This is a genomic window from Inhella proteolytica (assembly GCF_016093275.1).
GTDB lineage: Bacteria > Pseudomonadota > Gammaproteobacteria > Burkholderiales > Burkholderiaceae_C > Inhella > Inhella proteolytica.
The window spans coordinates 20,521-46,896 of sequence record NZ_JAEDAK010000023.1; the positions used below are offsets into that span (position 1 = coordinate 20,521).

Annotated in this window: 27 protein-coding genes; 5 read left to right on the top strand and 22 right to left on the bottom strand. The window is 67.5% G+C overall.

Annotation, left to right across the window (positions count from 1 at the left end; translation table 11 throughout):
- Positions 1–52: 52 nt before the first annotated feature.
- The 17 genes from I7X39_RS21440 to def all read right to left on the bottom strand — a co-directional run bounded on the left by I7X39_RS21440 (position 53) and on the right by def (position 15,338).
- Positions 53–1,270 (bottom strand): acyl-CoA dehydrogenase family protein, encoded by a 1,218-nt coding sequence (locus I7X39_RS21440; protein ID WP_198113419.1) that lies wholly within the window; start codon positions 1,268–1,270, stop codon positions 53–55.
- Positions 1,267–2,337, bottom strand: coding sequence for a phosphotransferase family protein (locus tag I7X39_RS21445; RefSeq protein ID WP_198113421.1), 1,071 nt, complete (start codon positions 2,335–2,337; stop codon positions 1,267–1,269). The genes I7X39_RS21440 and I7X39_RS21445 overlap by 4 nt, the downstream gene beginning before the upstream one ends.
- 11 nt (positions 2,338–2,348) lie before the next feature.
- Positions 2,349–2,684, bottom strand: a complete 336-nt coding sequence (locus I7X39_RS21450; RefSeq protein WP_198113422.1) for a nuclear transport factor 2 family protein — start codon at positions 2,682–2,684, stop codon at positions 2,349–2,351.
- A 66-nt stretch (positions 2,685–2,750) separates the two neighbouring features.
- Complete coding sequence (locus I7X39_RS21455) at positions 2,751–3,455, bottom strand: substrate-binding periplasmic protein (protein ID WP_198113423.1); 705 nt, start codon at positions 3,453–3,455, stop codon at positions 2,751–2,753.
- A 37-nt stretch (positions 3,456–3,492) separates the two neighbouring features.
- Positions 3,493–3,705 (bottom strand): YbdD/YjiX family protein, encoded by a 213-nt coding sequence (locus I7X39_RS21460; RefSeq protein WP_198113424.1) that lies wholly within the window; start codon positions 3,703–3,705, stop codon positions 3,493–3,495.
- A complete protein-coding gene (locus I7X39_RS21465) occupies positions 3,698–5,764 on the bottom strand; it encodes a carbon starvation CstA family protein (RefSeq protein WP_198113425.1) in 2,067 nt (688 codons plus the stop codon). The genes I7X39_RS21460 and I7X39_RS21465 overlap by 8 nt, the downstream gene beginning before the upstream one ends.
- 136 nt (positions 5,765–5,900) lie before the next feature.
- Complete coding sequence (locus I7X39_RS21470) at positions 5,901–6,524, bottom strand: response regulator (protein WP_198113426.1); 624 nt, start codon at positions 6,522–6,524, stop codon at positions 5,901–5,903.
- Positions 6,521–7,852, bottom strand: coding sequence for a cache domain-containing protein (locus I7X39_RS21475; RefSeq protein WP_198113427.1), 1,332 nt, complete (start codon positions 7,850–7,852; stop codon positions 6,521–6,523). The genes I7X39_RS21470 and I7X39_RS21475 overlap by 4 nt, the downstream gene beginning before the upstream one ends.
- Before the next feature lie 16 nt (positions 7,853–7,868).
- Positions 7,869–9,299, bottom strand: coding sequence for a pyruvate kinase (pyk, locus tag I7X39_RS21480; RefSeq protein WP_198113428.1), 1,431 nt, complete (start codon positions 9,297–9,299; stop codon positions 7,869–7,871).
- A gap of 68 nt (positions 9,300–9,367) precedes the next feature.
- Positions 9,368–10,561, bottom strand: a complete 1,194-nt coding sequence (locus tag I7X39_RS21485) for a phosphoglycerate kinase (protein WP_198113429.1) — start codon at positions 10,559–10,561, stop codon at positions 9,368–9,370.
- Positions 10,562–10,597: 36 nt separating this feature from the next.
- Positions 10,598–10,927 carry a branched-chain amino acid transport AzlD family protein gene (locus I7X39_RS21490; RefSeq protein ID WP_198113430.1) on the bottom strand — a complete coding sequence of 110 codons (330 nt, stop codon included), beginning with the start codon at positions 10,925–10,927 and terminating at the stop codon, positions 10,598–10,600.
- Positions 10,924–11,571, bottom strand: a complete 648-nt coding sequence (locus tag I7X39_RS21495) for an AzlC family ABC transporter permease (protein ID WP_198113443.1) — start codon at positions 11,569–11,571, stop codon at positions 10,924–10,926. The genes I7X39_RS21490 and I7X39_RS21495 overlap by 4 nt, the downstream gene beginning before the upstream one ends.
- A gap of 109 nt (positions 11,572–11,680) precedes the next feature.
- Positions 11,681–12,430, bottom strand: coding sequence for a head GIN domain-containing protein (locus tag I7X39_RS21500; protein ID WP_198113431.1), 750 nt, complete (start codon positions 12,428–12,430; stop codon positions 11,681–11,683).
- A 103-nt stretch (positions 12,431–12,533) separates the two neighbouring features.
- Complete coding sequence (locus tag I7X39_RS21505) at positions 12,534–12,896, bottom strand: hypothetical protein (RefSeq protein ID WP_375140808.1); 363 nt, start codon at positions 12,894–12,896, stop codon at positions 12,534–12,536.
- Positions 12,897–12,948: 52 nt separating this feature from the next.
- On the bottom strand, positions 12,949–13,800 hold the full coding sequence (gene htpX / locus I7X39_RS21510) for a zinc metalloprotease HtpX (RefSeq protein WP_198113433.1): 852 nt from the start codon (positions 13,798–13,800) through the stop codon (positions 12,949–12,951).
- Between the two features lie 59 nt (positions 13,801–13,859).
- Positions 13,860–14,795: a methionyl-tRNA formyltransferase gene (gene fmt, locus I7X39_RS21515; RefSeq protein ID WP_198113434.1), complete on the bottom strand. Its 936-nt coding sequence runs from the start codon at positions 14,793–14,795 to the stop codon at positions 13,860–13,862.
- A gap of 12 nt (positions 14,796–14,807) precedes the next feature.
- Entirely contained in the window at positions 14,808–15,338 is a 531-nt protein-coding gene (gene def / locus I7X39_RS21520; RefSeq protein ID WP_198113435.1) for a peptide deformylase, read from the bottom strand.
- A gap of 212 nt (positions 15,339–15,550) precedes the next feature.
- Here def and I7X39_RS21525 point away from each other — a divergent pair, with 212 nt between their 5' ends.
- The 3 genes from I7X39_RS21525 (at position 15,551) to I7X39_RS21535 (ending at position 18,274) form a co-directional block, all read left to right on the top strand.
- Positions 15,551–16,708 carry a LysM peptidoglycan-binding domain-containing protein gene (locus I7X39_RS21525; RefSeq protein WP_232352114.1) on the top strand — a complete coding sequence of 386 codons (1,158 nt, stop codon included), beginning with the start codon at positions 15,551–15,553 and terminating at the stop codon, positions 16,706–16,708.
- A gap of 128 nt (positions 16,709–16,836) precedes the next feature.
- Positions 16,837–17,778, top strand: coding sequence for a DNA-processing protein DprA (gene dprA / locus I7X39_RS21530; protein ID WP_232352115.1), 942 nt, complete (start codon positions 16,837–16,839; stop codon positions 17,776–17,778).
- 43 nt (positions 17,779–17,821) lie between these two features.
- Positions 17,822–18,274: a Smg family protein gene (locus tag I7X39_RS21535; RefSeq protein WP_198113436.1), complete on the top strand. Its 453-nt coding sequence runs from the start codon at positions 17,822–17,824 to the stop codon at positions 18,272–18,274.
- Positions 18,275–18,305: 31 nt separating this feature from the next.
- On the opposite strand, the gene I7X39_RS21540 is transcribed toward I7X39_RS21535, so the two are convergent.
- From I7X39_RS21540 to yajC, 4 genes are all read right to left on the bottom strand, one after another.
- Positions 18,306–20,642, bottom strand: a complete 2,337-nt coding sequence (locus tag I7X39_RS21540; RefSeq protein WP_198113437.1) for a DUF1631 family protein — start codon at positions 20,640–20,642, stop codon at positions 18,306–18,308.
- A 40-nt stretch (positions 20,643–20,682) separates the two neighbouring features.
- Positions 20,683–21,717 (bottom strand): protein translocase subunit SecF, encoded by a 1,035-nt coding sequence (gene secF, locus I7X39_RS21545; RefSeq protein WP_198113438.1) that lies wholly within the window; start codon positions 21,715–21,717, stop codon positions 20,683–20,685.
- Between the two features lie 12 nt (positions 21,718–21,729).
- On the bottom strand, positions 21,730–23,607 hold the full coding sequence (gene secD / locus I7X39_RS21550) for a protein translocase subunit SecD (RefSeq protein ID WP_198113439.1): 1,878 nt from the start codon (positions 23,605–23,607) through the stop codon (positions 21,730–21,732).
- A gap of 75 nt (positions 23,608–23,682) precedes the next feature.
- Positions 23,683–24,006, bottom strand: a complete 324-nt coding sequence (yajC, locus tag I7X39_RS21555; RefSeq protein WP_198113440.1) for a preprotein translocase subunit YajC — start codon at positions 24,004–24,006, stop codon at positions 23,683–23,685.
- A gap of 102 nt (positions 24,007–24,108) precedes the next feature.
- On the opposite strand from yajC, the gene I7X39_RS21560 reads away from it, so the two are divergent.
- Both I7X39_RS21560 and I7X39_RS21565 read left to right on the top strand, forming a co-directional pair.
- Entirely contained in the window at positions 24,109–24,870 is a 762-nt protein-coding gene (locus I7X39_RS21560; RefSeq protein WP_198113441.1) for an enoyl-CoA hydratase/isomerase family protein, read from the top strand.
- A gap of 127 nt (positions 24,871–24,997) precedes the next feature.
- On the top strand, positions 24,998–25,240 hold the full coding sequence (locus I7X39_RS21565; RefSeq protein ID WP_198101564.1) for a hypothetical protein: 243 nt from the start codon (positions 24,998–25,000) through the stop codon (positions 25,238–25,240).
- Between the two features lie 358 nt (positions 25,241–25,598).
- Here the strand turns inward: I7X39_RS21565 and I7X39_RS21570 are convergent, their stop codons facing one another.
- The gene (locus I7X39_RS21570; RefSeq protein ID WP_198113442.1) at positions 25,599–26,204 is read right to left on the bottom strand and encodes a ProQ/FINO family protein; all 606 of its coding nucleotides are present in this window, start codon (positions 26,202–26,204) and stop codon (positions 25,599–25,601) included.
- Between the last annotated feature and the right edge of the window lie 172 nt (positions 26,205–26,376).

Here is a 26,376-nt window from a genome sequence, read left to right on the forward strand (position 1 = left end):
TTTTACGCCCGGCCGGTGCAAACGGGGTGAAACCCACCTCGCCCGCGCCCCCTCAGCCCCGGTACCGCCCCAACTCCTGCTTCGCAATCGACACCCGATGCACCTCATCCGGCCCATCGGCCAACCGCAGGGTGCGCGCCGCCCCGTAGAGCTCGGCCAGCGGCGTCACGTCGCTCACACCCGCCCCACCCCAGGCCTGGATGGCCCAGTCGATCACCTGGGTGGCGACGTTCGGTGCCACCACCTTGATCATGGCGATCTCCTGCTTGGCGACCTTGTTGCCCACGGTGTCCATCATGTGGGCGGCGTTCAGCGTCAGCAGGCGCGCCTGGTCGATCAGGATGCGGCTTTGCGCGATGCGCTCGTGCCACACGCCCTGCGTGGCCAGCGGCTTGCCGAAGGCGACGCGGCTGGAGAGGCGCTCGCACATCAGGCGCAGCGCGCGCTCGCTCATGCCGATCAGGCGCATGCAGTGGTGGATGCGGCCCGGGCCCAGGCGGCCCTGGGCGATCTCGAAGCCGCGGCCTTCGCCCAGCAGCAGGTTCTCGACCGGCACGCGCACGTTCTCGAACAGCATCTCGCAATGGCCGTGCGGGGCGTCGTCGTTGCCGAACACGGGCAGCGCGCGCACGACCTTCACGCCCGGCGCATCGGCCGGCACCAGGATCATGGACTGCTGCTCGTGCTTGCCGGCCTCGGGGTTGGAGCGGCCCATGACGATGTAGACGGCGCAGCGCGGGTCGCCGGCGCCGCTGGTCCACCACTTGCGACCGTTGATGACGTAGGCGTCACCGTCGCGCTCGATGCGGGTGGCGATGTTGGTGGCATCGCTGCTGGCCACCTCGGGCTCGGTCATCGCGAAGCCGGAGCGGATCTCGCCCGCCAGCAGCGGCTTGAGCCAGCGCTCCTGCTGGGCCGGCGTGCCGTAGCGGGCCAGCACTTCCATGTTGCCGGTGTCGGGGGCGCTGCAGTTGAAGACTTCGGAGGCCCAGAGCACATGGCCCATGCGTTCGGCCAGCGGGGCGTACTCGAAGTTCGTCAGGCCGGCGCCTTGGTCGCTGTCCGGCAGGAAGAGGTTCCACAGGCCCTCGGCCTTGGCCTGCTGCTTCAGGTTCTGAATCGTTTGCAGCGGCGTCCAGCGGCGCCCGGCCGCAGTGTTGGCGGCCAGTTCCTCGCGTGCGGCCTGCTCCTGGGGCTCGATGCGCTCGCGCATGAAGGCGTCCACACGAGCCCAGAGTTCACGGCCGCGCGGGGTGGTGTCGAAGTTCATATCGCAATTCCTTGTTGAGCCAGTTGCCACCCCAGTGCCGCCACCTGCGGCGCCAGCGCGCCCTGGGCCACGGCCTGGGCGCTGCTGGCCGTGCCCTGGCGGGCGCGCGCCGCCACGCCCTGCATGATGGCGGCCAGGCGGAAGAGGTTGTAGGCGAAGTAGAAGTTCCAGCGCCCGTCCACCTTCAGTCCGCTGCGCTGCTCGTAGCGCGCGCAGTAGGCGGCCAGGCTGGGGATGCCGGCCGCGGCCAGGTCCACGCCGGCCAGGCCACGCATCGGCCCCGGTGGGGCCACCCAGGCCAGGGCGTGGTAGGCGAAGTCGGCCAGCGGGTCGCCCAGGGTGGAGAGCTCCCAGTCCAGCACGCCGATGACGCGCGGGCTGCCGCGCTCCCACACCAGGTTGTCGAGCCGGTAGTCGCCGTGCACCAGGCGGGTCTGCACAGTCTCGGGCGCGGGGGCGTTGGCGGGCAGCCACTCGATCAGGCGCTCCATGGCCTCGCAGGGCGCTTCCTTGAATTCGGAGGCGCGGTACTGCTTGGTCCAGCGGCCGAGCTGGCGGTCGTAGTAGTTGCCGGGAGCGCCGTAGTCACGCAAGCCCGCTGCGTCCAGGTCCACGCTGTGGATGGCGGCGATGGTGGCGTTCATGGCGTCGAAGATCGCGGCGCGCTGCTCGGGCGTGTGGTCCTTCAGGCGCGGGTCCCAGTGCACCTCGCCGTCCAGGCACTCCATCACGTAGAAGGCACGGCCCAGCAGGGCTTCGTCTTCGTGCAGCAGATGGATGCGCGGCACCGGCACCGCCGTACCGGCCAGTGCGCTCTGCACCCGCACCTCGCGCTCGATGGCATGGGCCGAGGGCAGCAGCTGCGCCACCGGGCCGGGCTTGCAGCGCATCACATAGGCGCGGCCGGGGGTCAGCAGCTTGAAGGTCGGATTGCTCTGGCCGCCATTGAAGCGCTCGGCACTCAAGGGTCCTTCGAAGCCCGGCAGCTCCCGCCGCAGCAGGGCTTCGAGCGCGGACAGATCCAGCCAGGCTTCATCGGCGGCACGGGTACCGGCAAAGGAACTCATGCGGGTCTCCTTCAGGCGTCGAAGAAATAGGCCGCCACGATCAGGCCGTCACGCACCTCGTAGCTGGCCACCACCTCGAAGGGCTCGGGGCGCACGCCGTGAACGCGCTCGTGGTCGAACACCTTGCTGCCCACCACCAGCCGGCCCAGCAGCTCGGCATGCAGGCCGGGCAGGTTGAAGCGGTTGTTGGCGTAGTGCGCGGCCAGCGCGGCCTTGCCACGCAGCACGGGCTCGGCGGCAGGCGGGCGGTAGAGCGCGAAGTCCTCGGCGTAGCAGGCGAGGAAGCGGTCCAGATTGCGCTCGTTGTAGGCAATCAGCTGCTCTTGGGCGAGTTGGGCGGGCGTCATGGGGGCCAGCGTAACGCGGGCCGGTCCGTCCTGCGGCTAGAGAGCCCCGCCCATTCCGGCGCGGCGCTACAGCCCGAGCTGCTCGATGTGCCGACGCTCGCGCGTCAGCGCCTGATCCAGCTGCGCCAGCAAGCTGCGCCAGCGGCTCTCAACCCCGGTGACGAAGTGCAGGGCGGTGTCCCCCAGATGCCGCGGCAGCAGCTCCAGGCCCTCGATGGGCATGCCCACCTCCAGCAGCAGGCGGCGCACCCGCTCGGGTTGGCGGCCCGGCAGGGTGACGAGCGCGGCGTCGCAGCGCCGCGCCCTGACCATGCGCAGGGCGCCCGGGTCGCCCTGGTCGGACTCCAGCCACTGCCCCACGGCAATGCCCTGCGCCCGCAGGGTGTCGGGGTAGGACGAAGCACGCGCCATGCACACGGTGCGCTCCCGCAGGCTCTGCGGCGCGGCCAGGGCGGCCCCTTCGCCGGCGCGCACCAGCGCCCAGGTGTGGACCAAGGCCGCCGGCTGGCTGAACACGAAACGCTGCGCACGCGCGGGCGTGTGCGCCAGGCCGAACATCAGGCCGCCGCCCTGCTCGGCGAAGCTCTGCGCGCGTGGCCAGGGCATGGGGCGCAGGTCCCACTCGATGCCCAGGGCCTGCGCCAGCAGGGCAAAGAGCGGCAACCAATGCCGGTGGCCGCCATGCTCGCCCACCGCCAGCGGCACGCGCGGGGCCGCCCGGGCCGGCAGGGCGGCACCGAGGGGCAGCAGGAGCAGGGGGCGGCGGCGCATGGCCTGATCTTGACAGGCCCGGCCGCCGCGGCAAGGCTCAGCAGCAGCGCCCCAGGCGGGCGCCGTAGCGCGCCTCCTGGCGCTCGCGGAAGAAGGCCTCGTAGCTCATCGGCTCCTGCCCCGGGTGGGTGGCCTGCATGTGCGCCACATAGGCGCCGTAGTCGGGCAGGCCCACCATCAGGCGCAGGCTCTGGGCCAGGCCGCGGCCGAAGCCCGCGGCCTGCTCACCGAGCTCGCGCAGCTCAAGCATGGGCCTGGGCCGGCAGTGCCTGGAAGGGCAGCTCCTGGCTGTGCGGCGCCCGCTCGGCACGCGCCTTCCGCACCGCCTTGACGCTGTACACCGCGATGCTGACGACGACCCCCATGAAGAGTGCGCACAGCGCGGCATCCAGGCGGTCGTTGAAGACGATGCGCCCCATCGCCTCCAGGCTCTTGGCGGGCGCCAGCAGCTGGCCCTGCGCCAGGGCGTCGCTGAACTTCGCGGCGTGGGCCAGGAAGCCGACCTTGGGGTCGGCCGAGAAGAGCTTCAGCCCGCCGGCGGTGAGCGTGCAGGCCAGCAGCCAGAGCGCCGGCAGCAGGGTGACCCAGGCATAGCGGTCCTTCTTCATCTTGAACAGCACCACGGTGCCCAGCATCAGCGCCACGGCGGCGAGCATCTGGTTGGCGATGCCGAACAGCGGCCACAGGGTGTTGATGCCGCCGAGCGGATCCACAACGCCCTGGTACAGGAAGTAGCCCCAAGCCGCCACGCAGAGTCCGGTGGCAATCAGGTTCGCCGGCAGCGATTCGGTGCGCTTGAGCGCGGGCACGAAGCTGCCCAGCAGATCCTGCAGCATGAAGCGGCCGGCGCGGGTGCCGGCGTCCACCGCAGTCAGGATGAACAGGGCCTCGAACAGGATGGCGAAGTGGTACCAGAAGGCCATCAGGGCCTTGCCACCCACCACCTGCTGCAGGATCTCCGCCATGCCCACGGCCAGCGTGGGCGCGCCGCCGGTGCGGCTCAGGATGGTGGTCTCGCCCACATCCTTCGCGGTCTGCACCAGCATCTCGGGCGTGATCACGAAACCCCAGGTGGACAGCGTGGCCGACACCGCCTCCGGCGTGCTGCCGATCAACGCCGCCGGGCTGTTCATGGCGAAGTAGACGCCGGGGTTGATGCAGGAGGCGGCGACGAGCGCCATCACCGCCACGAAGCTCTCGGCCAGCATGCCGCCGTAGCCGATGAAGCGGGCGTGCGTCTCGTTCTCCAGCATCTTGGGCGTGGTGCCCGAAGCGATCAACGCGTGGAAGCCCGAGACCGCGCCGCAGGCGATGGTGATGAAGAGGAAGGGGAAGAGATCGCCCGACCACACCGGCCCATTGCCGGCGGCGAACTGCGTGAAGGCCGGCATCTGCAACGGCGGCGCCACGATGACGATGCCGATGGCCAGCGCGACGATGGTGCCGATCTTCAGGAAGGTGGACAGGTAGTCGCGCGGCGCCAGCAGCAGCCACACGGGGATGGAGGCGGCGATGAAACCGTAGCCGATCAGCATCCACACCAGAGTCTTGCCCTCGAAGGTGAACAACGGGGCCAGCGTGGGGTTTTCGTGCACCCATTGGCCGCCGAGGATGGACAACATCAGCAGCACGAAGCCGATGACCGACACCTCGCCGATGCGACCCGGCCGGATATAGCGCAGGTAGACGCCCATGAAGAGCGCCACCGGAATGGTGGCCGCCACCGTGAAGGTGCCCCAGGGCGAGTGCGCCAGCGCCTTGACGACGATGAGGGACAGCACCGCCAGGATGATGATCATGATCATGAAGGCGCCGAACAGCGCGATCAGGCCCGGCACCGTGCCCATCTCCTGCTTGATCAGGTCGCCCAGCGACCGGCCGTCGCGGCGGGTGGAGATGAAGAGGACGATGAAGTCCTGCACCGCGCCAGCGAACACCACGCCGGCCAGGATCCACAACAGGCCAGGCAGATAGCCCATCTGCGCCGCCAGCACCGGGCCCACCAGGGGGCCGGCACCGGCAATGGCCGCGAAGTGGTGGCCGTAGAGCACGTATTTGTGCGTGGGCACGTAGTCCAGGCCGTCGTTGTGGCGCCAGGCCGGCGTCATGCGCTTGCCATCCAGCCCGAAGACCCGGGTGGCGAGGAACAGGCTGTAGTAGCGGTAGGCGATCAGGTACACACAGACCGCGGCCACCACCACCCAGAGCGCGCTGACGGCCTCGCCGCGCCCCAGGGCCACGGCCGCCAGCGCACCGGCGCCGAGCAAGGCCACGATGAGCCACACGAGGTGGCGTCCCAAAACTTGCATGAGGGTCTCCTGGTTTTCAGGGCCGACGGGGGACGGCCATGACGGGGACGCTCAGCTTCGGGTTTTACGCGCCGCGCCGCTTCCGTTGCAGCGCGGGTGGGGCCACGCGGGACTACGCAAGGGTTAACCCAGACCCCTACCCCAGATCCCGCGCATGCTCGACCGCGTACTTGATCAGCTCGGCCTGGCCCTCAAGGTTCAGCTTGCGCTTGATGCTCTGGCGGTGCGTCTCGACCGTGCGCACCGAGAGTTCCAAATCCTTGGCGATTTGCTTGCTCGATGCACCGCGCGCCAGCGCCGCCAGGATCTGGCTCTCGCGCGCCGACAGCAGCGGCCGCGGCGCCTGGTTGCGGAACAGGCGTTTGGACACCGCCGGGCTCAGGAAGGTGCCGCCCGCCATCACGGCATCCAGCGCGGCCAGGATCTCGGCCGCCGGCGCCGACTTCAGCACATAGGCGCTGGCCCCGGCCTGCAGCGCGCGCTGCACGTACTCGGGGTTGTCGTACATGCTGTACATCAGCACGCGCAGGTCCGGGCGCAGGGCCAGCAGCTGCTCGATCAGCTCAATGCCATTGCCCTGCTGCAGGCCGACGTCCTGCAGCACCACATCGGGCTGCAGCAGGCTCACGGCCTGAAGGGCCTCGGCGGCGTCACCGGCCTCGCCCACCACCTCCAGATGGGCGACGCTGGACAGACGTGCGCGCAGGCCCTCGCGCACCATCGGGTGGTCGTCGACGAGCAGGATGCGGATCGGCTTCATGTGGTGCTCAGCATGGCCAGCAGGGTGGTGCCGGCGCCCGCTTCGGATTGGATCTCGAAGTGCCCGCCCAGCGCCGCCAGGCGCTCGCGCATATTGCGCAGGCCGATGCCCTGCTCTGGGTGCAGGCGCACCGCGCGCTCGTCGAAGCCGCGTCCGTCGTCGCGAATCTGCAGCCGCACCGCCCCGGGCTCGAAGCCCAGCTGCAATTCGATGTGCGCCGCCTGCGCATGCTTGACGGCGTTCGTCAGCCCCTCCTGGGCAACGCGGAACAGCGCTGTCTTCAGCTCGGCCGGCAGCTCGCGTGCGGCCCCGTCCAGCCGCAGCTCAACCGGCAGGCCGGCCGCCTCCTCGATCTCGCCAGCCAGGTGCTGCAGCGCCGCGGGCAGGCCGAGCGTGTCCAGCAGCGCCGGGCGCAGGCGGTGCGAGAGGTGCCGCACCTCGTCCAGACAGGCCTCCAGGCGCTCCAGCGCCCGCCCCAGCGGCTCGGTGGCGCCGCTGGCCTGGGCCGCTTCCACCAGCAGCTTGGTGGACACCAGGGTCTGGCTGACGCCATCGTGCAGCTCGCGCGCCAGCCGCGTGCGCTCCTCCTCCTGCGAGGCCTGCACCTGGCGCGCCAGCAGGCGCAGCTTGCTTTCGGCCACGCGGTGCTCGCTCAGGTTCAGCGCCAGCGCCCCGGCGCTGACGGCGGCAATGCCCAGGGCGGCAATGCCGGCGATGGCCAGCAGGGTGGTGGCGATGTTGCGATTGGCCTGGCGGCCCAGCTCGGCCAGCGTGGCCTGGATGTCGTCGGTGTAGAGGCCGGTGCCGATCATCCAGCCCCAGCGCTCCAGCGCGATCACGTAGCCCAGCTTGGGCGCGGCCTCGCCGCTGCTGGGCTTGGGCCAGGGGTAGTCCACGAAGCCGCCGCCGGCCTTGGCCTGCGCAATCAGGCGCTGGATGGTGGGGCGGCCCTGCGGGTCGCGCAGCTCCCACAGGTTGCGGCCCACCAGCTCGGGCTGGCGCGCGTGCATCAGCACGGTGCCCTGCAGGTCGTAGACAAAGAAGTAGCCGTCGCGGCCGTAGTCCAGCGAGGCCAGCAGGCGCAGCGCCTGCTCGCGCAGGGCCGGGTCGGCGTCGGCGCGCGCGTACAGCGGCGCGATGGTGCTGGCCGCCAGCGCGACGTAGTTGCGCAGTTCGGCGCGGCGTGCGTCCAGGTAGGCGCGTTCCACCAGCTCATGCTCGCTGCGGGCCAGGCTGCGTTCCTGGTGCTGCACGGCCAGGGCGATCAGGCCCAGGGCCGCGAGCAGCGGCAGGATGGCCAGCAGCAAGATCTTGGAGCGCAGTCGCATGGCCGCGCCCCCGGGTTCAGCCGACCCGGCAGACCTTCAGCATGTTGGTGCCACCCGGGTAGCCCATCGGCTCGCCGCAGGTGATGGCGTAGGTGTCGCCCGGCATCAGCACGCCGCGCTCGATCAGGAGCCTTTCGGCTGCCAGCAGGGCGGCATCGCGGTCGTCCATGCGCGGCATCAGCAGCGGGTAGACGTTGCGGTACAGGCCCATCTTGCGCTGGCTGATGGCCTGGGTGGTGAGCGCGTAGATTGGCACATGGATGCGGTGGCGGCTCATCCACAGCGCGGTCGAACCCGACTCGGTCAGCGCCACGATGGCCTTGCAACCCAGGTGGTGGGCGGTGAACAGAGCGCCCATGGCGATGGACTGGTCGATGCGCGCGAAGCGGCGGTCGGCGAAGTCCGTTTCCAGGCTGACGAACTCGGCGCGCTCGGCTTCCAGCGCAATGGCCGCCATCTGTTCGATGGTCTCGACCGGGAACTTGCCGGCCGCGGTTTCGGCGCTGAGCATCACGGCGTCGGTGCCGTCCAGCACGGCATTGGCCACGTCGCTGACCTCGGCGCGCGTGGGCACCGGGTTGACGATCATGGACTCCATCATCTGCGTGGCGGTGATGGTCAGCTTGTCCATCTCCAGCGCCATCTTGATCATGCGCTTTTGCAGCGCCGGCACGGCCGCGTTGCCCACTTCCACCGCCAAGTCGCCGCGCGCCACCATGATGCCGTCGCTGGCCTTGAGGATGGCCTCGAGCTGCGGAATCGCCTCGCTGCGCTCGATCTTGGCGATGAGCCCGGGCTTGTGGCGGTAGGGCTCGCCGGCCACGTTCGCCAGCTGGCGCGCCAGCTCCATGTCGGTGGCGCTCTTGGGGAAGCTCACCGCCAGGTATTCGCACTGGAAGGACATCGCGGTCTTGATGTCCTCCATGTCCTTGCCGGTCAGGGCCGGGGCGGTCAGGCCACCGCCCTGCTTGTTGATGCCCTTGTTGTTGCTGAGTTCGCCGCCCACCTTGACGGTGGTGAACACCGCGCTACCGCGCACCGCGTCCACGGTCAGCACGATCATGCCGTCGTTCAGCAGCAGGGTGTCGCCGGGCTTCACGTCGCGCGGCAGCTCCTTGTAGTCCAGGCCCACGGCCTCCACCGTGCCGAGCTCGGTGCGGTCGGCATCCAGCACGAAGGGCATGCCGTTTTCCAGCTGCACCTTGCCGCCCTCGAACTTGCCGACGCGGATCTTCGGGCCCTGCAGGTCGGCCATGATGGCCACCGCCTTGCCGGCCCGCAGCGCCGCTTCGCGCACCATCTGCGCGCGGTCGATGTGGTCCTGCGCCTTGCCATGGCTGAAGTTCAGGCGCACCACGTCGACCCCGGCGCGGATCATGCGCTCCAGGATTTCGGGCGTGTTGGAGGCGGGGCCGAGGGTGGCGACGATCTTGGTGGCACGGCTCATGGATGTAACTCGATTACTTGATTTGCGGATGATACGGTTACAGAGCCGTGCCTGGGAACAGCTCGGTTTCAGCCGGCCGCGCGCTCGGCCAAGATCTCGAAGGCCGGCAGGGTCTTGCCCTCCAGCACTTCCAGGAAGGCGCCGCCGCCGGTGCTGATGTAGCCGACCTGGTCCGTGATGCCGTACTTGGCGATCGCCGCCAGGGTGTCACCACCGCCGGCGATCGAGAAGGCGTCCGACTCGGCAATCGCACGTGCCAGGGTTTCGGTGCCCTTGGCGAAGGCGTCGAACTCGAACACGCCCACCGGGCCGTTCCAGACGATGGTGCCGGCGGCCTTGAGCTGGGCGGCCAGCTGCGCCGCGGTCTGCGGGCCGATGTCGAGGATCAGGTCGTCGTCGGCCACCTCGGTGGCAGCCTTGACGGTGGCCGGGGCGTCGGCCGCGAAGGCCTTGGCGCACACCACGTCCACCGGGATGGGCACGGCCGCGCCGCGCGCCTTCATGGCCTCGATCACGGCCATGGCCTCACCCAGCAGATCGGGCTCGGCCAGGCTCTTGCCGATCTTCAGGCCCGCCGCCAGCATGAAGGTGTTGGCGATGCCGCCGCCAACGATCAGGCCATCGACCTTGCTGGCCAGGGCCTGCAGGATGGTCAGCTTGGTGCTGACCTTGGAGCCGGCCACGATGGCCACCAGCGGACGCTTGGGCGTGGCCAGGGCCTTGGTGAGGGCGTCGATCTCGGCCGCCAGCAGCGGGCCGGCGCAGGCGATGGGCGCGAACTGGGCGATGCCGTAGGTCGTGCCCTCGGCGCGGTGCGCCGTGCCGAAGGCGTCGTGCACAAAGATGTCGCACAGCGCGGCCAGCTTCTTCGCCAGCTCCTCGCTGTTCTTCTTCTCGCCCTTGTTGACGCGGCAGTTCTCCAGCAGCACCAGCTCGCCCGGCGCCACCTGCACGCCATCCACCCAGTTCGCCACCAGCTTGACCTCGCGGCCCAGCAATTCGGCCATGCGCGCGGCCACCGGGGCGAGCGAGTCCTCGGGTTTGAACTCACCCTCGGTGGGACGGCCCAGGTGCGAGGTGACCATCACCGCCGCGCCGGCTTCGAGCGCCATGCGGATGGCGGGCAGCGAGGCCCGGATGCGCGTGTCTTCGGTGATGCGGCCGGCGTCGTCCTGCGGCACGTTCAGGTCGGCGCGGATGAAGACGCGCTTGCCGGCCACCTGGCCTTGCGCAATCAGGTCGGAGAAGCGAAGAACTTTCATGGTCTTGTGAGAGAAAGGAGAAGGAATGGATTCAGCTTACCAACCGAGGCCCAGGCGCAGGCCCAGCAGCACGGCCATGCCGACGAGGATGGTGCCCAGGATGCTGCGCTGCCAGAAGAAGTAGGCCGTGGCGGCCAGCACCGCCGGCCAGCGTGGGTCGCGCCAGGTGGTGATGAGTTCGCCCTGGCTCATCAGCACCTCGGGGGCGATCACCGCCACCAAGGCCGCCAGCGGCGCCACCTTGAGCAGCTCGCGCAGCCATTCCGGCAGCGGCCAGGGCCGGTCGCTCAGCATGAAGAAGCCGCGTGCCACCACGGTGATGCCGGCCAGACCGGCGATGGCGAGCCAGATCTGCGCGTCGCTCATCGCGCCGCCAGACGTTTGAGCAGCCAGGCGAACAGCCCGGCCGCGGCGATGGCCGCCACGATGTGCAGGCGCAGCGGCAGCTGATAGGCCGCGATCGACACCGCCCCCGCCACCAGGGCGGTCCACCACAGGCGGCGCTCGTTCAGCAGCGAGTAGCTCAGGCCCAGCAGCGCGAGCACACCGGCAAAGCCCAGACCCCATTGCGTGGGAATGGCATGCGCGGCCAGGATGCCGACGATAGAGGCCAACTGCCAGGAGCTCCAGTTCACCGCCACCGTGCCCAGGAAATAGGCGAGTTGGCCGGGGGCGGGCTGCGGCTCGGGAAAGCGCTGAACGAAGTAGACGAAGTTCAGGTCACCCGCAAAGTAGCCCAGTGCCAGGCGCTGGCGACGCGGCAGGTGGCCGAAGTAGTGGCGCCACTGCGCGCTGAAGATGACGAAGCGCAGATTGACGCAGAAGGCCGTGGCCAGCAGCACCCAGAGCGGCGCGCCTGCGGCCATCAGCGGCATGGCGGCCAGTTGGGCGCTGCCGGCAAACACCAGCAGGGTCATGCCCAGGGCCTGGGCCAGCGTCAGGCCGCTCTTGACCATCGCCACGCCCGTCACCAGACCCCAGGCCGCAATGCCAAGCGCGGGGCCCGACATCTCGCGGGCCCCGCGCTGAAATTCTGGGTCGCGCCACAGCGCGGCGAGCGAGGCTTTCACGGGGCGGCCATTCTCGCCGCCCCGGGTTCACCCGGAGTTCGCCAGGCGATTAGCGACGCTTGACGCTGCCGCTGCCGGCGATCGACGTCGACGGTTCGGCGCTGCCGGTGTAGACCACATCGCCGCTGCCGGCGATCGAAACCTTGAGCTTCTTGTTGGCCTGCACCTGCGCATCGCCGCTGCCGGCGATCGAGACCTTGACCTCGTCCCCCGCCAGATCGAATGCCTTGACATCGCCGCTGCCGGCGATCGAGACATCCACTTCAGCGGCCTTGCCGCCGGCAAGGATGTCCCCCGCGCCCGCCACGCTCATCTTGACCGAGCCAGCATCCAGCTGCGGCGCCAGCACGGTGCCCGCACCGGCGACACTGAAATCAAGCTTCTCGGTCTTCAGGGACCCGATCTCTGCCTTGCCCGAACCGGCGATGGCCAGACGGCGCAAGGTGGCGGCATCCACAGCAATGCGCAGCGGCTGCTTGGAATAGACCGAGTAGCCCTTCTTGACCTGCACCTCCAGGGTCTTGCCCTTGGAGCCCGAGATCACGCGCGTTTCGACCAGGGGCAGCAGATTGCTGTCGGCCTCCAGCTCCACGCGCTGCGTGTCGGACTGGCGCAGCTTGAGCTCGAAGGGGCCCGCCAGGGCGATGCCGTCAAAGCTCTCGAGCTGGCGCGCTTCCTTGACGATCTTGCCGTCCCCCTTGACCTGCTCCTGGCCCCAGGCCAGAGCGCCGGCGCTGAGGGTGGCGGCCGCGGCAGCGGCCAGGGTGGCGGTGAGAAGACTGCGGCGAACCAGGCTCATGGTGGGGCTCCGAAGGGGTTGTCGATGGGACTCATCGTCCCGCAGCCCCTCGGGCCGACCAAGCTCGCTGCGACGAAGCGCAGTTCGGTGCGGCCGAACTGCTTCAGGCCGAGGCTGCCTTGCCGCCCTTCTTCATCGCCGGCGCAGGCGCCGACGCCGGCTCCTCTTCCTCGTCGGCCGGCTTGGCCTTCTTGGGCTCGGCGCGTGGCAGCGCGGGCGCCACGCCTTCGAGCTTGTTCTCGCGCATGTACTCGTCCATCTCGCGCCAACCGGCGTACACCGCGGCCTTGCTGGCCTTGGGGTTCAGGGTGTAGCAGTCCTCGATGGCGCGCATGGCATGGCGGCAGGCGCTGCCAATGGCCTTGCCCTCGGCCTCCTTTACCGCCGCCACTTTGGCCGGGTCCTCAATACCCAACTGCTCACAGCCGGTGAGCGCGATCAGCAGGGGCAGGATGACAAGACGCATGGCCTTCATTTCGGAGCGCGGGGGGCGCACTTGAGCGGGAACAGCGCCGGCTTCAGCGCCCAGTTCGGGCCATGGCCAGCAGGCGCTCGATGCGCTCCTCGGTGCTCGGGTGGGTGCTGAACAGGCCACGCAGGCCGCCTCCGGAGAGCGGATTCATGATCATCATCTGCGCCGTCTCAGGGTGGGCCTCGGCGGCCGGCAGCGGGATGCCGCTGGCGTAGCGGCGAATCTTGTCGAGCGCGCTGGCCAGGGCCTCGGGGTCGCCGCTGATCTCGGCGCCGCCGCGGTCCGCCTCGAATTCGCGCGAGCGGCTGATGGCCATCTGGATCAGGCTGGCGGCCAGCGGCGCCAGGATGGCCACAGCGATGGCGGCGATCGGGTTGACTGGCCGCCCGTCCTCGTCGCGGCCCCCAAAGATCATGGCGAAATTGGCCAGGGCCGAGATGGCACCGGCCATGGTGGCGCTGATGGTGGAGATCAGTATGTCCCGATGCTTCACATGGGCCAGCTCATGCGCCATCACGCCCCGCAGTTCGCGCTCGCTGAGCACGCGCAGGATGCCGGTGGTGGCCGCCACCGCCGCGTGGCTGGGGTTGCGGCCGGTGGCGAAGGCGTTCGGCGCCTGCTCCTCGATCAGGTAGACGCGCGGCATCGGCAGTTGGGCCTTGGCCGCCAGCTCCTGCACCATGGCGTAGAAGCGCGGCGCCGAGCGGGCGTCGACTTCCTGCGCGTTGTACATCTTCAGCACCAGCTTGTCGGAGAACCAGTAGCTGAAGAAGTTCATCGCCAGCGCGAACAGCAATGCCAGGATCATGCCGTTCTGCCCACCCAGCAGCTGGCCGCAGACCATGAAGAGCGCCGTGATGGCCGCCATCAGGATGGCGGTCTTCATCAGATTGAACATGGCAGCAGTCCTCCGGGGAGAGTGGATTCAGGCACCAGATGGGCGCGCGGGGCCGGATTTCAAGTCTGCCCCAGTCGCAGACCGGGGCTCAGACCCAGGCTGCCCGCTGGGGCACGGCGCCCGCCTGGCCGCTGCAGCTCGGTCAGCACCAGGCTGCCCTGGCCGCAAGCCACTTCCGGGCCGTCCGGGTGCAAGGCCAGCACCGTGCCGGGCTCGCCCTGGCCTTGCGCGGCCCGGCCGCGCCAGACCTTGAGGATCTCGCCCTGCCAGCTGGTCTGACCGCCCGGGAAGGGGTCGAAGGCGCGCAGCCGGCGCTCGATCTGCGCAGCGTCCTGACTCCAGTCGATCTGCGCTTCGCGCTTCTCGATCTTGGCAGCGTAGCTGACACCCGTCTCGGGCTGGGCCCGCAGCGGCAAATCGTCCAGCTGCGCCAGGGCCTGCACGATCAGCCGCGCGCCTTGCTCGGCCAGGCGGTCGTGCAGGCTGGCTGCGGTCTCGTCGGCGGCCAGGTCCAGGCTCTCGATCAGGCGCATGGCACCGGTGTCCAGGCCTTCGTCCATCTGCATGATGGTCACGCCGGTCTGCGCATCGCCGGCCTCGATGCAGCGCTGGATGGGTGCCGCGCCGCGCCAGCGCGGCAGCAGCGAGGCATGGATGTTCAAACAGCCGCGCGCCGGCAACTGCAGCACCCAGCGCGGCAGGATCAGGCCGTAGGCGGCCACCACCATCAACTTGGGCGCCCAGGCCAGCAGTTGCTGCTGGGCTGCCGCGGCGTCTTCGGCATAACGCCCATCCAGGCGCAGGCCCTGGGGCTGGGCCACGGGAATGCCGGCAGCCAGGGCGCGCTGCTTGACCGGCGAGGCCTGCAGCTTCATGCCGCGGCCCGCCGGGCGGTCGGGCTGGGTCAGCACGCCCACCACCTCGTGGCCGGCCACCAGCAGCGCATCCAGCGCGCGCGCGGCGAATTCGGGGGTGCCCGCAAAGACCAGACACATCGCCGGCCGCCCTCAGAAGGCGCGCCGCGGCGCCTGCTGTTGTTCCTCGCGGGCCTTCTTCAGCATCTTGGTCTTGATGCGATCGCGTTTGAGCGGGCTCAGGTACTCGACGAAGACCTTGCCCATCAGGTGATCTAGCTCGTGCTGCACGCACACGGCCAGCAGGCCATCGGCCTCGAACTCGTAAGTCTGGCCCTCGCGGTTCAGCGCCCGCACGGTGACCTGCTTGTGGCGCATCACCTTGTCGTAAGTCTGCGGCACCGACAGGCAGCCCTCCTCGCCTTCGCACATCTCGGCGCTGGTGGCGATGATTTCCGGGTTGATCAGCACGCGCGGCTGCTTGCGGTCTTCGGAGACATCGATCACTACCACGCGCTCATGCACATCCACCTGGGTAGCCGCCAGGCCCACGCCTTCGGCCGCATACATGGTGTCCAGCATGTCATCGACCAGCTGACGGATGCGCTCATCCACGGCAGCGACCGGCTTGGCGACGGTGTGCAGGCGGGGATCGGGGAATCGCAGGATGTTCAGGCGGGCCATAGAGACTGTGTACGGGTGTGACGATGCAGGAAGGCTGTGGGCGGTGCGCAACGTGGCGCGGGTCTGCCCCAGGTGCGCCCCGGCGGACGGAGCGCGGCAATGCGTGGCGATGACGGCAGAATGCCAAGCAGCCCAGGGGCGCGGATTGTCTCCCAGCCCCATGGACCTTGTCGGCGCCCAGGCCATGCCGGCGCGCGCACCGGGAGAACCTGTTGAAGAGCCTACGCCTGAGTCTGACCGCCGCCGCCCTGGCCTGTGCCTATGCCCTGCCGGCTGGCGCCAATCCCTACCCCATCACGGAAGACCAGCGCGCCACCGCCGAACGCGTGGCCCAGGCCGGCGTGCCGCTGGATGAGCTGGCCCCGAACGCACCGGACAGCCACACCGTCAAGCGCGGTGACACGCTCTGGGCCATTTCGTCGATCTTCCTCAAGAGCCCCTGGCGCTGGCCCGAGCTCTGGGGCATGAACAGGCAGCAGATCGCCAACCCGCATCTGATCTACCCGGGGCAGACGCTCTACCTGGTCAAGCGCGATGGCCGTGCCACGCTGCAGATGAGCCCAGGGGGGAGCAGCGCCGCGGCAGGTGAAAGTGGCGACGTCGTGCTCACGCCGCGCGTTCGCACCACCGACCTGGCCGACAACCCAGTGGCCGCCATTCCGCAGCACTTGATCGAGCCTTTCCTCAATGAAGCCATCGTGCTGGACAGCGACGAGCTGGCGGCGGCGCCGCGCATCGTCGCTGCGCAGGAGGGGCGGGTGATGCTGTCGCAGGGCGAGAGCGCCTACGTGCGTGGCATCCAGCAGCCGATGTCCAGCTACCGCGTGTTCCGCAGCGCCAAACCGCTGCGCGACTTCGAAACCAAGGAAGTTCTGGGCTACGAGTCGGTCTACCTCGGCACTGCCGACCTGACCCGTCTGGGCGGCGAGACGCTGAACCAGGGCGACAAGCTGGAAGTGCCGGCCACCATCACCGTCCGCCAGATGCGGCAGGAGATTGGCGTGGGTGACCGCTTGGCACCCGTGCCGACGCGTAACTACTCCCGCTATGTACCCCATGCCCCGGGCAAGCCGCTCGGCGGACGCATCATTTCCGTGTACGGCGACGCCATCACGGCCGGACAGAACCAGATCGTGGCGCTAAACCGGGGCAGCGCGGATGGCCTGGAGCGCGGCCACGTGCTCAGCCTGTGGCGCGCCGGTCGCGTGGTGAAGGACCGTACCGACAACCGCAATGAGGCAGTGCAGTTGCCGGACGAGGCCCACGGCGTGCTGTTCGTGTTCCAGACCTTCAAGCGGGTTTCCTACGCGCTGATCATCTCCGTCAAGGAGCCGGTCAGCACCGGGGACCGTTTCAGCGAACCGCGCTGACCGTGGCAGCCACGGCTGACCAGCTTGAACTGGCAGCCTGGCTGCGACTGAGCGGCGAACTGGGACGCACCCAGGCGCGCCGGCTTTTGCAGGCCTGTGCTTGCGATGCCCGGCGCGCTCAGGCCCATTTGCCCGCCCCCACGGCGGAGCAGCAGCGGCGCCTCGAACAGGCGCTCAATTGGCTGGAGGAGCCGGGCCATAGCCTCCTCAGGCTCGGCGATGCCGACTATCCGCAGCAACTGCTAAACAGTCCGGACCCACCGCTCGCCTTGTTCCTGGACGGACAGCGCGAGCAGCTCTTGCGTCCCGCTTTGGCCATCGTGGGCACCCGGCACCCTACACCCAGCGGACTGGAACTGGCTCGGCAATTTGCCGAGGACATCGTGCAAGCCGGTTGGGTCGTCGTGTCCGGGCTGGCACTGGGCATCGACGGTGCCGCCCATGCCGCCGCTTTGCAGCGGGGCAGTACCTGGGCCGTACTGGGTTGCGGCCTGGATCAGATTTACCCACCCCGGCATCGCAGCTTGGCGGCTCGAATCCGCGAGCAAGGCCTGCTGATCAGCGAGCATGCGCCGGGCGAACCGCCGCTGCCCGCCAACTTTCCGGTGCGCAACCGCATCATTGCAGGCCTCAGTGAGGGCTGCCTGGTGGTCGAAGCCGCGCTGCGTTCGGGCTCGCTGATCACCGCCAGATTGGCCAGCGAAGCTGGCCGCGAGGTGTTCGCACTTCCCGGCCCAATCAGATCCCTGCAGGCTCAGGGCTGCCACCAGCTGATCCAGCAGGGCGCCAAGCTGGTGCAAAGCCTCCAGGACATCCTGGACGAGCTGCCTGCGCCCGCTCCCCAGCCGCCATCGCCGGCGCCGCTTTCAACCCCCGTTGCAGAGTCTGCGGATCCCCTGTTGCAAGCCCTCGGCTTCGAGCCCGTGGGGCTGGACAGCCTGCAGCAGCGCCTGGGCTGGGGCACGGCCGAAGTGCTGACTCAAATGTTCCAGCTTGAATTGCAAGGCCAGGTGCAACGCCTACCGGGCGAGCGCTTTGTGCGCACGAATGCGGGGTCGCAGCCCCCCTGATTCGGAGCCGGTGGCCCGAGGCCCCTCGGCTATCATCGATCGCATGTTTGATGTGCTCGTCTACCTCTACGAGACCTACTGGCGCCCCGACGCCTGCCCGGACGCAGCCCAGCTGCACCGCAAGCTGTCGGCTGTAGGCTTCGAGCGCGATGACATTCGCGACGCGCTCAACTGGCTCGACGGCTTGGCGGCCGCAGCCCAGTCGGTGGGTGAGCAGACGCAGGCGCACAGCCTACGGGTCTACACAGCCGATGAACTGGCTCAATTGGGCCCGGCATCCATCGAGTTCATCAGCTTCCTGGCCAGCGCGGGCGTCCTGCCGCCTCCGATGCGCGAGGTCGTGCTGGATCGCGCCATGGCCATCGAAGGCGGGCCGGTCGACCTTGAAGACCTGAAGATCATCGTGCTGATGGTGTTCTGGAGCCTGGGCGAGGAACCGGACGCCCTGATCCTGGACGAGCTCTTCGTCGCTCCGGAAGAACGCCTGATCCACTGAACGGCTCGCAGCCGTCGTCATGGCTCGGCCTTCAGCGCAGCAGCTGCTCCGGATCACTCTCCAGTCGGGCCAGCGCATCACGCGTGGCCTTGACCGTCACGGATTCGTCCTGAGCCGGCTGCATCAGGCTGGCCTGCAGGAAGGCCGCCAGGCGCTGCAACGGGAAGAGCACCGCGCGGCCCTGGGGCGACACGAACAGCAGCAATTGATGGCGGGCACCGGCCCAGGCCAATTGCACGGTTTCCGAGCGCCCCCGGAATTGCAGTCGGTACCAGCTGCCCACCGGCAGCTCGCGCGCCCAGGCCAGCATAGCCGGCGATGGGGGTGAACCGCCCTCTCCCACCACTTCGAGCCCTTCGGTCTCGTGGCCGGAGATGTCGCGCAGCAGGCCCTCGTCCAGCTCGATGTCGCTCAAGCCGGGCAGCATCGATTCCAGCGTCTGCAAACGGTCCATCAGCTCTTCAAGGCGATCGCGCGGGATCGGCGCGGCCTTGGCGGTAAAGGCAGCCGCCAGCGTATTGTTCAGGCGCCGGATGTGTTCATCCTGCTTCTTGGGGGCGATGCCGGCATGGCTCATGCCGTCCCGCAGGGTCTTGAGCAGGACCGGCAGACGCCGGATGACCTCCGCCCGCTCTTCCGGAGAGCCCTTGGCCCCCGCGGACCAGATCAGATCGGCAGCCGCACGCTTCATCAGCCGCGTGACCTCGGCCTGGCTGCCCTCACGGACCGCCGTGACGGCCAGCACATCGGCCCAGACCTGGAACAGGAAATCACGCAGGCTGTCGTCGACCGGCATGTCGGCCAGCATCTTGCGCAGCTCGATCGTGTACTGGATCGCCAAGGTTTCGCGCTGCTCCACCTGCTGAGCCAGCGACACCCCCTTGCGGCTGAGCGGATTCTCCTTCTCGAAGAAGTTGGAGAGGAACTGCTCGAACTCGGTCAGCACGGTCTGGAACACGCGCCGGCCGGTGTCCGGGTACGCCTCGACCACCTGCACCACGCGTTTGATCTCGCGCTCCAAAACCTCGCCAACGGCATCGACGCTGTCGAAGCCCAGCACGCAGGCGCCCATGCGATCGATCAACAAGCGGGCCGGATGGTCGTTGGCGGCGAAAAAATCCGGCTCGGCCACGGCCACGCGGAGCACCGGCATCTGCAGACGCGCAAACCAGACCCGCACCGTGGCGGGCAGCCGGTCATCCTGCAGGATGCTCTGGAACATCATGGCCACGATTTCGATCGTGGCGCGCTCCTCCGGCGTGCCCGCGGCCTGCTTCAAGACCTGCTTGAAGGCTTGGCTGCGTGCGCGCATCTCCTCGAGCACGGCAGCACCGGAGCCCTCTGCGGCAGGCGGGCGCTGCAGGGCCCCTTGGGCGCGCTGAATCACCGCCTGCAGGCGCGGTGTCAGGCTGGCGGCGGTGGGTGGGGGCACCACCTCTGGGCCCGCAGCCGGGACGGGCTGCGCCATGACCTGCGCCAGACTCGGCACCTGCCGGCGCAGCACTTCATGCAACTGCTCCAGCACCTGGAAGGCCTGCTGACTCTGCGGGCTGCCAGCGGCCTGCAGTGGCTGCGCACTGCCGCCCAAAGCCAATGCGGCAGGCGCGCTGCTTGGCCGGCCGGCGGGCACCGGCGCACTGGATCCACCGCCAAACTCGGCCGTTCTGCGGTTGGTGGATTCGAGGAAGCTCCCGCCCAGCTGAACTCCCGTGCGGATGCCGACGGAACGAATGATGAAGGGGCGAAGGTCCACCTCCGGCAGCACCCCCTGCTCCAGCAGCCAACGGTTCGTCAGGTGGTAGGCGCTGCCCATCCAATGGCCAAACTCGTCGTGCAGCACGTCCTGCAACTGCTGCCAATCGACATGGCCAAGGTCAGCCTCGCGCCAAGCGTCGACCCACAATCGCGCCATCACGGCAGGCCGCATCTTGTCGTCAGGCGCCAGGTCAGGATGCCCTTCCAGCACCTGCATGCGAGTACGCAGATCAGTCAGCTGCCACTGGGTCTCGCCCTGAATGGACAAGGCCAGTCGCGAAGCCAGGATTTCACGCTCGATCGTGTCGTCCTCCACCAGGCTCAAGGCCTTGGCAGGGCGCGCGGCAAGGTGCGGGTCGGGCACTTCCTGGCTCTTGCTCAGTCGGCGCAGGCGCGCAATCAAGCCCATTTGCCAGGTGGCACCGTGCTGCTGCAGTGCCGCCAGCGTGTCGCGCCAAGCGCGGATCTTCGGTGGCTCGGCCGGCTTCAACAGGCGCTGTTGCAGTGCCTCCACCAGGGCCGCAGGCACCGCCGCCGACCCTTTGACCAAGGCCTCCACATACACGCGCCGCGCAGCCTGGGCCAGCGCGGGGGCGGCGGAAGGGGAAGTCATGGAGGGCAAGCGCGGCGGGCCGAGGTCGGTGGGATGGACCTTACACCACCGCTCCAGCGTTCGGGTCGTCGGGATCCTCGGTCTTGGCCGCGATCTTCACCAGGTCTTCGCGCTTGACGCCCAACCACATGGCAATGGCGGCCGCCACAAAGACCGATGAGTAGATGCCGAACAGGATGCCGATGGTCAGCGCCACAGCGAAATACTTCAGCGTGGGCCCACCGAAGACCAGCATGGACAGCACCATCAACTGCGTGCTCCCGTGCGTGATGACAGTGCGGCTCATGGTGGAGGTGATGGCGTGGTCGATGACCTCGTGCGTGCTGAGCTTGCGGTACTTGCGGAAGGCTTCGCGCACGCGATCGAAGATCACCACCGACTCGTTCACCGAGTAGCCAAGAACCGCCAACACGGCCGCCAGCACGGACAGCGAGAACTCCCACTGGAAGTAGGCAAAGAAACCCAGGATGATGACCACGTCATGCAGGTTGGCAATGATGCCGGCCACCGAGAACTTCCATTCGAACCGGAACGCCAAGTACACCATGATGCCCAGGACGGTGAAGGCGAGCGCCTTCGCTGCATCGGCCGCCAGTTCGGCTCCCACCGAAGGGCCCACCACTTCGCTGCGCGTGAGCTTCAAGGGCTCGGCCGCCTGCGCGTTCACGCAGACCGTCTTGGTGACCGCCTCGCCCTTGTCGCTGACATAGGACTTCTGCTGCAACTGCCCCGTTTCGGCCTTGCAGAGCACGGCAAACACCTCGTCCACGACCTCGGTCTGCTTCTTGCCCGGGCGCACCGGCAGCCGCAGCATGACGTCATGTGAACTGCCGAACTTCTGCACCTGGATTTCGCCAAAGCCCATCGGCTCGATCAGTTCACGCACGTGCTGGACGTCGGCCGCGTGGTCATATTCGATCTCCATCACCGTGCCCCCGGTGAACTCGATCGAGTAGTTCAAGCCACGAGTGACCAAGAAGAACACCGCAGCGGCAAAGGTGAGAAAGGACACGACGTTGAAGACCAACGCGTGCTTCATGAACGGGATGTCCCGCTTGATTCGGAAGAATTCCATCTCGGCCTCCCCTTATTGCGCGTCGGCCGGTGCCGCGGCCTGCTGGCGCCAAACCTGGCCGATCGCCACCGTCTGCAATTTGCGCTTGCGCCCATACCAAAGGTTCACGAGCGCACGCGAGAACATCACGGACGAGAACATCGAGGTCATGATGCCCAGGCAGTGCACCACGGCAAAGCCTTTGACCGGCCCGGACCCGAAGGCCAGCAGGGCCAGACCGGCGATCAGGGTCGTGACGTTTGAATCCAGGATGGTGGCGAAGGCGCGCTCGTAACCCAAGTGGATGGCCGTCTGCGGTGCAACACCCCCGCGCAATTCCTCGCGAATGCGCTCGTTGATCAGCACGTTCGAGTCAATCGCCATGCCAAGCACCAGGGCAATGGCCGCCATGCCGGGCAGACTCAAGGTGGCCTGCAGCATGGACAACACCGCCACCAGCATCAGCAGATTGAAGCCCAGGGCCAGTGACGAGAACAGACCAAAAAGCATGTAGTACACGCACATGAAGCCCGCCACCGCGGCAAAGCCCCACAGCACCGACTGGAAGCCCCGGTCAATGTTCTCCTTGCCCAGCGTCGGACCGATCGTGCGCTCTTCGATGATTTCCATGGGCGCCGCCAGCGAACCGGCGCGCAGCAGCAGCGCGGTATCAGCCGCCTCGGTCGAAGTCATCGCACCCGAGATCTGGACGCGCCCGCCGCCAATCTCGCCTCGGATCACCGGCGCGGTCACCACCTCACCCTTGCCCTTTTCGAACAGGATGATGGCCATGCGCTTGTTGATGTTCTCGCGCGTCACATCCTTGAAGATGCGTGCACCACGCGCATCCAGCGTGAGGTGGACGGCTGGGCTGTGCTGATCGTCAAACCCGGCCTGAGCATCGTTGAGGTTCTCACCCGTCAGCACCGCCTGGCGCTTGACGATCAAGGCCTGGCCGCCACGCTCCTGGAAGCGCTCCGTCCCGAAGGGCACCGGGCCGGAACCACTCAAGGCCGCCAGGGCCTCGGCACTGTCGTCCACCAGCCGGACCTCCAAGGTTGCGGTGCGCCCAATGATGTCTTTGGCCTTGGCGGTGTCTTGCACACCCGGCAGTTGCACCACCACACGGTTCAAACCCTGCTGCTGAATCACCGGTTCGGCAACGCCCAACTCGTTGATGCGGTTGTGCAGCGTGTTGATGTTTTGCTTGAGCGCGCCTTCCTGCACCGCAATACGGGCCGCGGGCTTGAGCTGACCCACGAGTTGGAGCTCAGTGCCGCTGCCGGTGGTCTGCCACTCCAGGTCCGCCAGCTTTTCGAGCAGATGGTTGCGTGCCGCCTCCAGGGTTGCACCGTCGCGGAACGCGACTTGCAGGCGCTCGCCGTCTTTGCTGACGCCCGCATGCCGGATGCCCTTGTCGCGCAGCAGCGTGCGCACGTCCCCAACCAAGGCATCGTTCTTCTTGGCCAATGCCGCCTTCATGTCCACTTCCATGAGGAAATGGACACCTCCGCGCAGGTCCAGGCCGAGGTACATCGGGAAGGCATGCAGCTTGGCAAGCCATTGCGGCGACCTGGAGATCAGGTTCAGCGCCACCACGAAGTCGGGGTTGGCTGGGTCGGGATTCAGAGCCTTGGCTATGGCGTCCTTGGCCTTGATCTGCACGTCGGTGTCGTTGAAGCGTGCGCGCACCGAGTTGCCCTCGAACTGCACGAAGTCCGACGCGATCCCGGCGGAACTGAGCGCCTGCGCAACGCGTGCACGCACGTCATCGGTCACCTTGACCGTGGCTCGTCCGCTCGAAACCTGGACGGCCGGCGCCTCACCAAACCAGTTGGGCAGGGTGTAGATGACCCCGATCATCAGTGCCGCCACCAGCACCAGGTATTTCCAGAACGGATAACGATTCATGGCCCCTCCCAGGGGCGGCGGGCGCCCAAGGGCGCCCGCGGCAAAGTGCTAGCCCCTGCAGCGGGGCCGGCCGGTTTACTTCAGCGTGCCCTTGGGCAGCACCTGCACAACCGCCGAGCGCTGCATCTGCACCTCGACACCGGTTGCCAGTTCCACGTGAATGGTGCTGTCACCCATCTTGGCCACGCGACCCAGCAGACCGCCAGCGGTCACCACTTCATCGCCTTTGGCGAGGGCTTCGATCATGGCTTTGTGCTCCTTCTGCCGCTTCATCTGGGGGCGGATCATGATGAAGTAAAGGACCACGAACATCGCCACCAAGGGCAGCAGGCTCATCAGGCTCGATTCGGGCGTGGCGGCGGGCGCAGCGGCCTGGGCAAAGGCGTTGGAAATCAGCACAGGGGGACTCGTTCCATGAGCGGCGGAAGCCGCGAATTGACAGTATCAGGGCAAGCCTGACCGGTGGAGCGCAGGATTCTAGGGCGCCGAGAATGCTTCCCCATGCAGCCTTCTGAATCTCCGGATCTGCGTGTGGAGGGGGCCCTGGCCACCATCACATTGCGAAGACCCAAGCAAGCCAACCGACTGGAGTTGGACGACCTCGCTGCCCTTGAGGCACACATGCAGGCTCTTCGGGGGGCTGAAGCGGTACGGGTGGTGGTGTTACAGGCAGAGGGTCGTCACTTCTGCAGCGGCTTTCATATCGATGCGGTGCCCGGCGTTGACGCACCAGCTCTCTTTGAGCGCCTGTGTGATGCCTGGGAGTGCCTTCCGCAGATCACCGTGGCAGCGTTGCATGCGGGGCTCTGGGGCGGCGCCACCGATCTTGCTCTTGCGAGCGACTTCCGCTTTGGCACGCGCGAGTGCGTGATTGCCGTGCCAGCCGCCCGCCTGGGCCTGCATTACCACCTCGGAGGAATGCGCCGTTTGGTCACACGACTCGGATTGGGGCCCGCCAAGCGGCTTCTTTTGGGCGGCCAAACCCTGGATGCCAAAGAGATGCTGCGCATCGGCTTCCTCGATGAACTGGTTGCCGATGAACCCGCATTGCGCGCGCTGATAGCGCGATGTAGCCGGGAGATTGCCACCTTGGCACCTCTTGCGCTTCGCGGGATGAAGCTCCACCTGAATCGGATCGCCGCGAACACGATAGTGCTTGATGATCTGTTGGCCGATCAACAGCGCTGCCTCCAATCCGGCGATTTGCTCGAAGGCGTGCGGGCCTGGGCAGAGAGGCGCCCCCCCTGCTTCGAAGGCTCATGACGCCTCTTCGGGTTCAGCGGCTGTTTACGGCTAGCCCTCGTGCGGCAGCTTGAGCGACAATTGCCGCTTCGCCGCGGTACCGATCTGCGGCACCCTACCAACGAACCAGACTACAGGCAGGAACAGCGTGGCGAAGGAAACCACCAAAACCTTGATCGAGGCCGATGGCCTGCGCTACAAGTCCAAAGCCCCGGGCTCGCCGTTTGCGGCGACCTCGTCCTTCGGCGCCGCAACGATGTCGTGCTTCTTGTGCGGCAAGCATCGTCCTCGGGCGATGTTGAAGTCACGAAAGCTGCTTGGCAAGAGTCAACCTGTTTGCGCGCCCTCTTGCAAGGAGCTCGAGGAACAACTGGCAACCAAAAAGCCTTAACGCTTTTTGCTTCAGTACAAAAGAGAGCGCCCTCAGTCGAGGGCGCTTTTATTTTGGTGCCCGTAATCGCATCGTGCGGTACACGGGCAAATCGGTAGTGGCACCGTCATTTTCGGCGCCTAGTATTCCGGCGTCCCAACTGCCAAGCAGACGCCCCATGCTCCAGGACACCCAAACGGCCGTGCGCGATGACGGTTTGCGTTACGAGTCGAAGGTTGGTGGATCTCCCTTTTTCGGCAGTGGCCACATGCGGTCCTGCTTCAAATGCGGGAAACACCGGCTACCAAGCAACCTGCGGAGTTTGAAGGTTCTTGGCCGCAACGAGAGGGTCTGCAATCCGGGCTGTGACAGCCGCTGATCAGCGGGGTTTCGAATGGGGCGCGGCGGGTCTTTTCTCCCGCTCCCGCTCCCTCACTGGACGGGCCAGTTGAGTATTTGTCTTTTGTAGAGCGCTCGCCTCCGTCTTGGCCTGTTCCAAGATCGGTTCCAGCGCCTCTTCTGCGATGCCCTTCAGTGCGCAAAAGTTGGCTCGCGAGAGGTTGGTGCTCGACCAATCTCGCAAGAATTCCGCCCGCCAACGGCGAGCCGCTTCCACCTCGGCATCTCGCGCACGAAGCCGTGCCTTGCGCTCAGCAAGCGCCTCACGGGCGGCGGTCTTGTGTTCGATGCTGAGTTCAGCTACTGGTTGGCCGTCCAAATCGAAGCGATGCGTCGCTCTCGTCATGGCGGCCAAGTACGCAGTCGTAGCAGTGTATCGACGCAAGAATGTGGTCAGAGCCGAGCGGGTAAACCGTCCGGGGGCGCGCAACGCGATATCCGCTTGAATGCGGAGCTTCAACGGCTTGATTGCGCTGGAGAAGAGCGCGGGGAATAGTTGCTTGAGAAGAACACCGGCTGCCGCCCCGTCCTTCACCACCGCTGCATGGGCAAGGGGCTGTGAGCCCGAACCTGGCGAATCAGTCATTGATCACAACTCCGTGGCTGGCGTTACGGGCCGGATCAGACCCATCTACGGCAAATTCGCGGCTACGCTTTAATGAGCGCACTGTTAGAGCGGACCCAAAAATAGCAAAACCCCCCGCATGTTACTGCGAGGGGTTTTGGGGATTAATAGCCTGACGATGTCCTACTTTCAC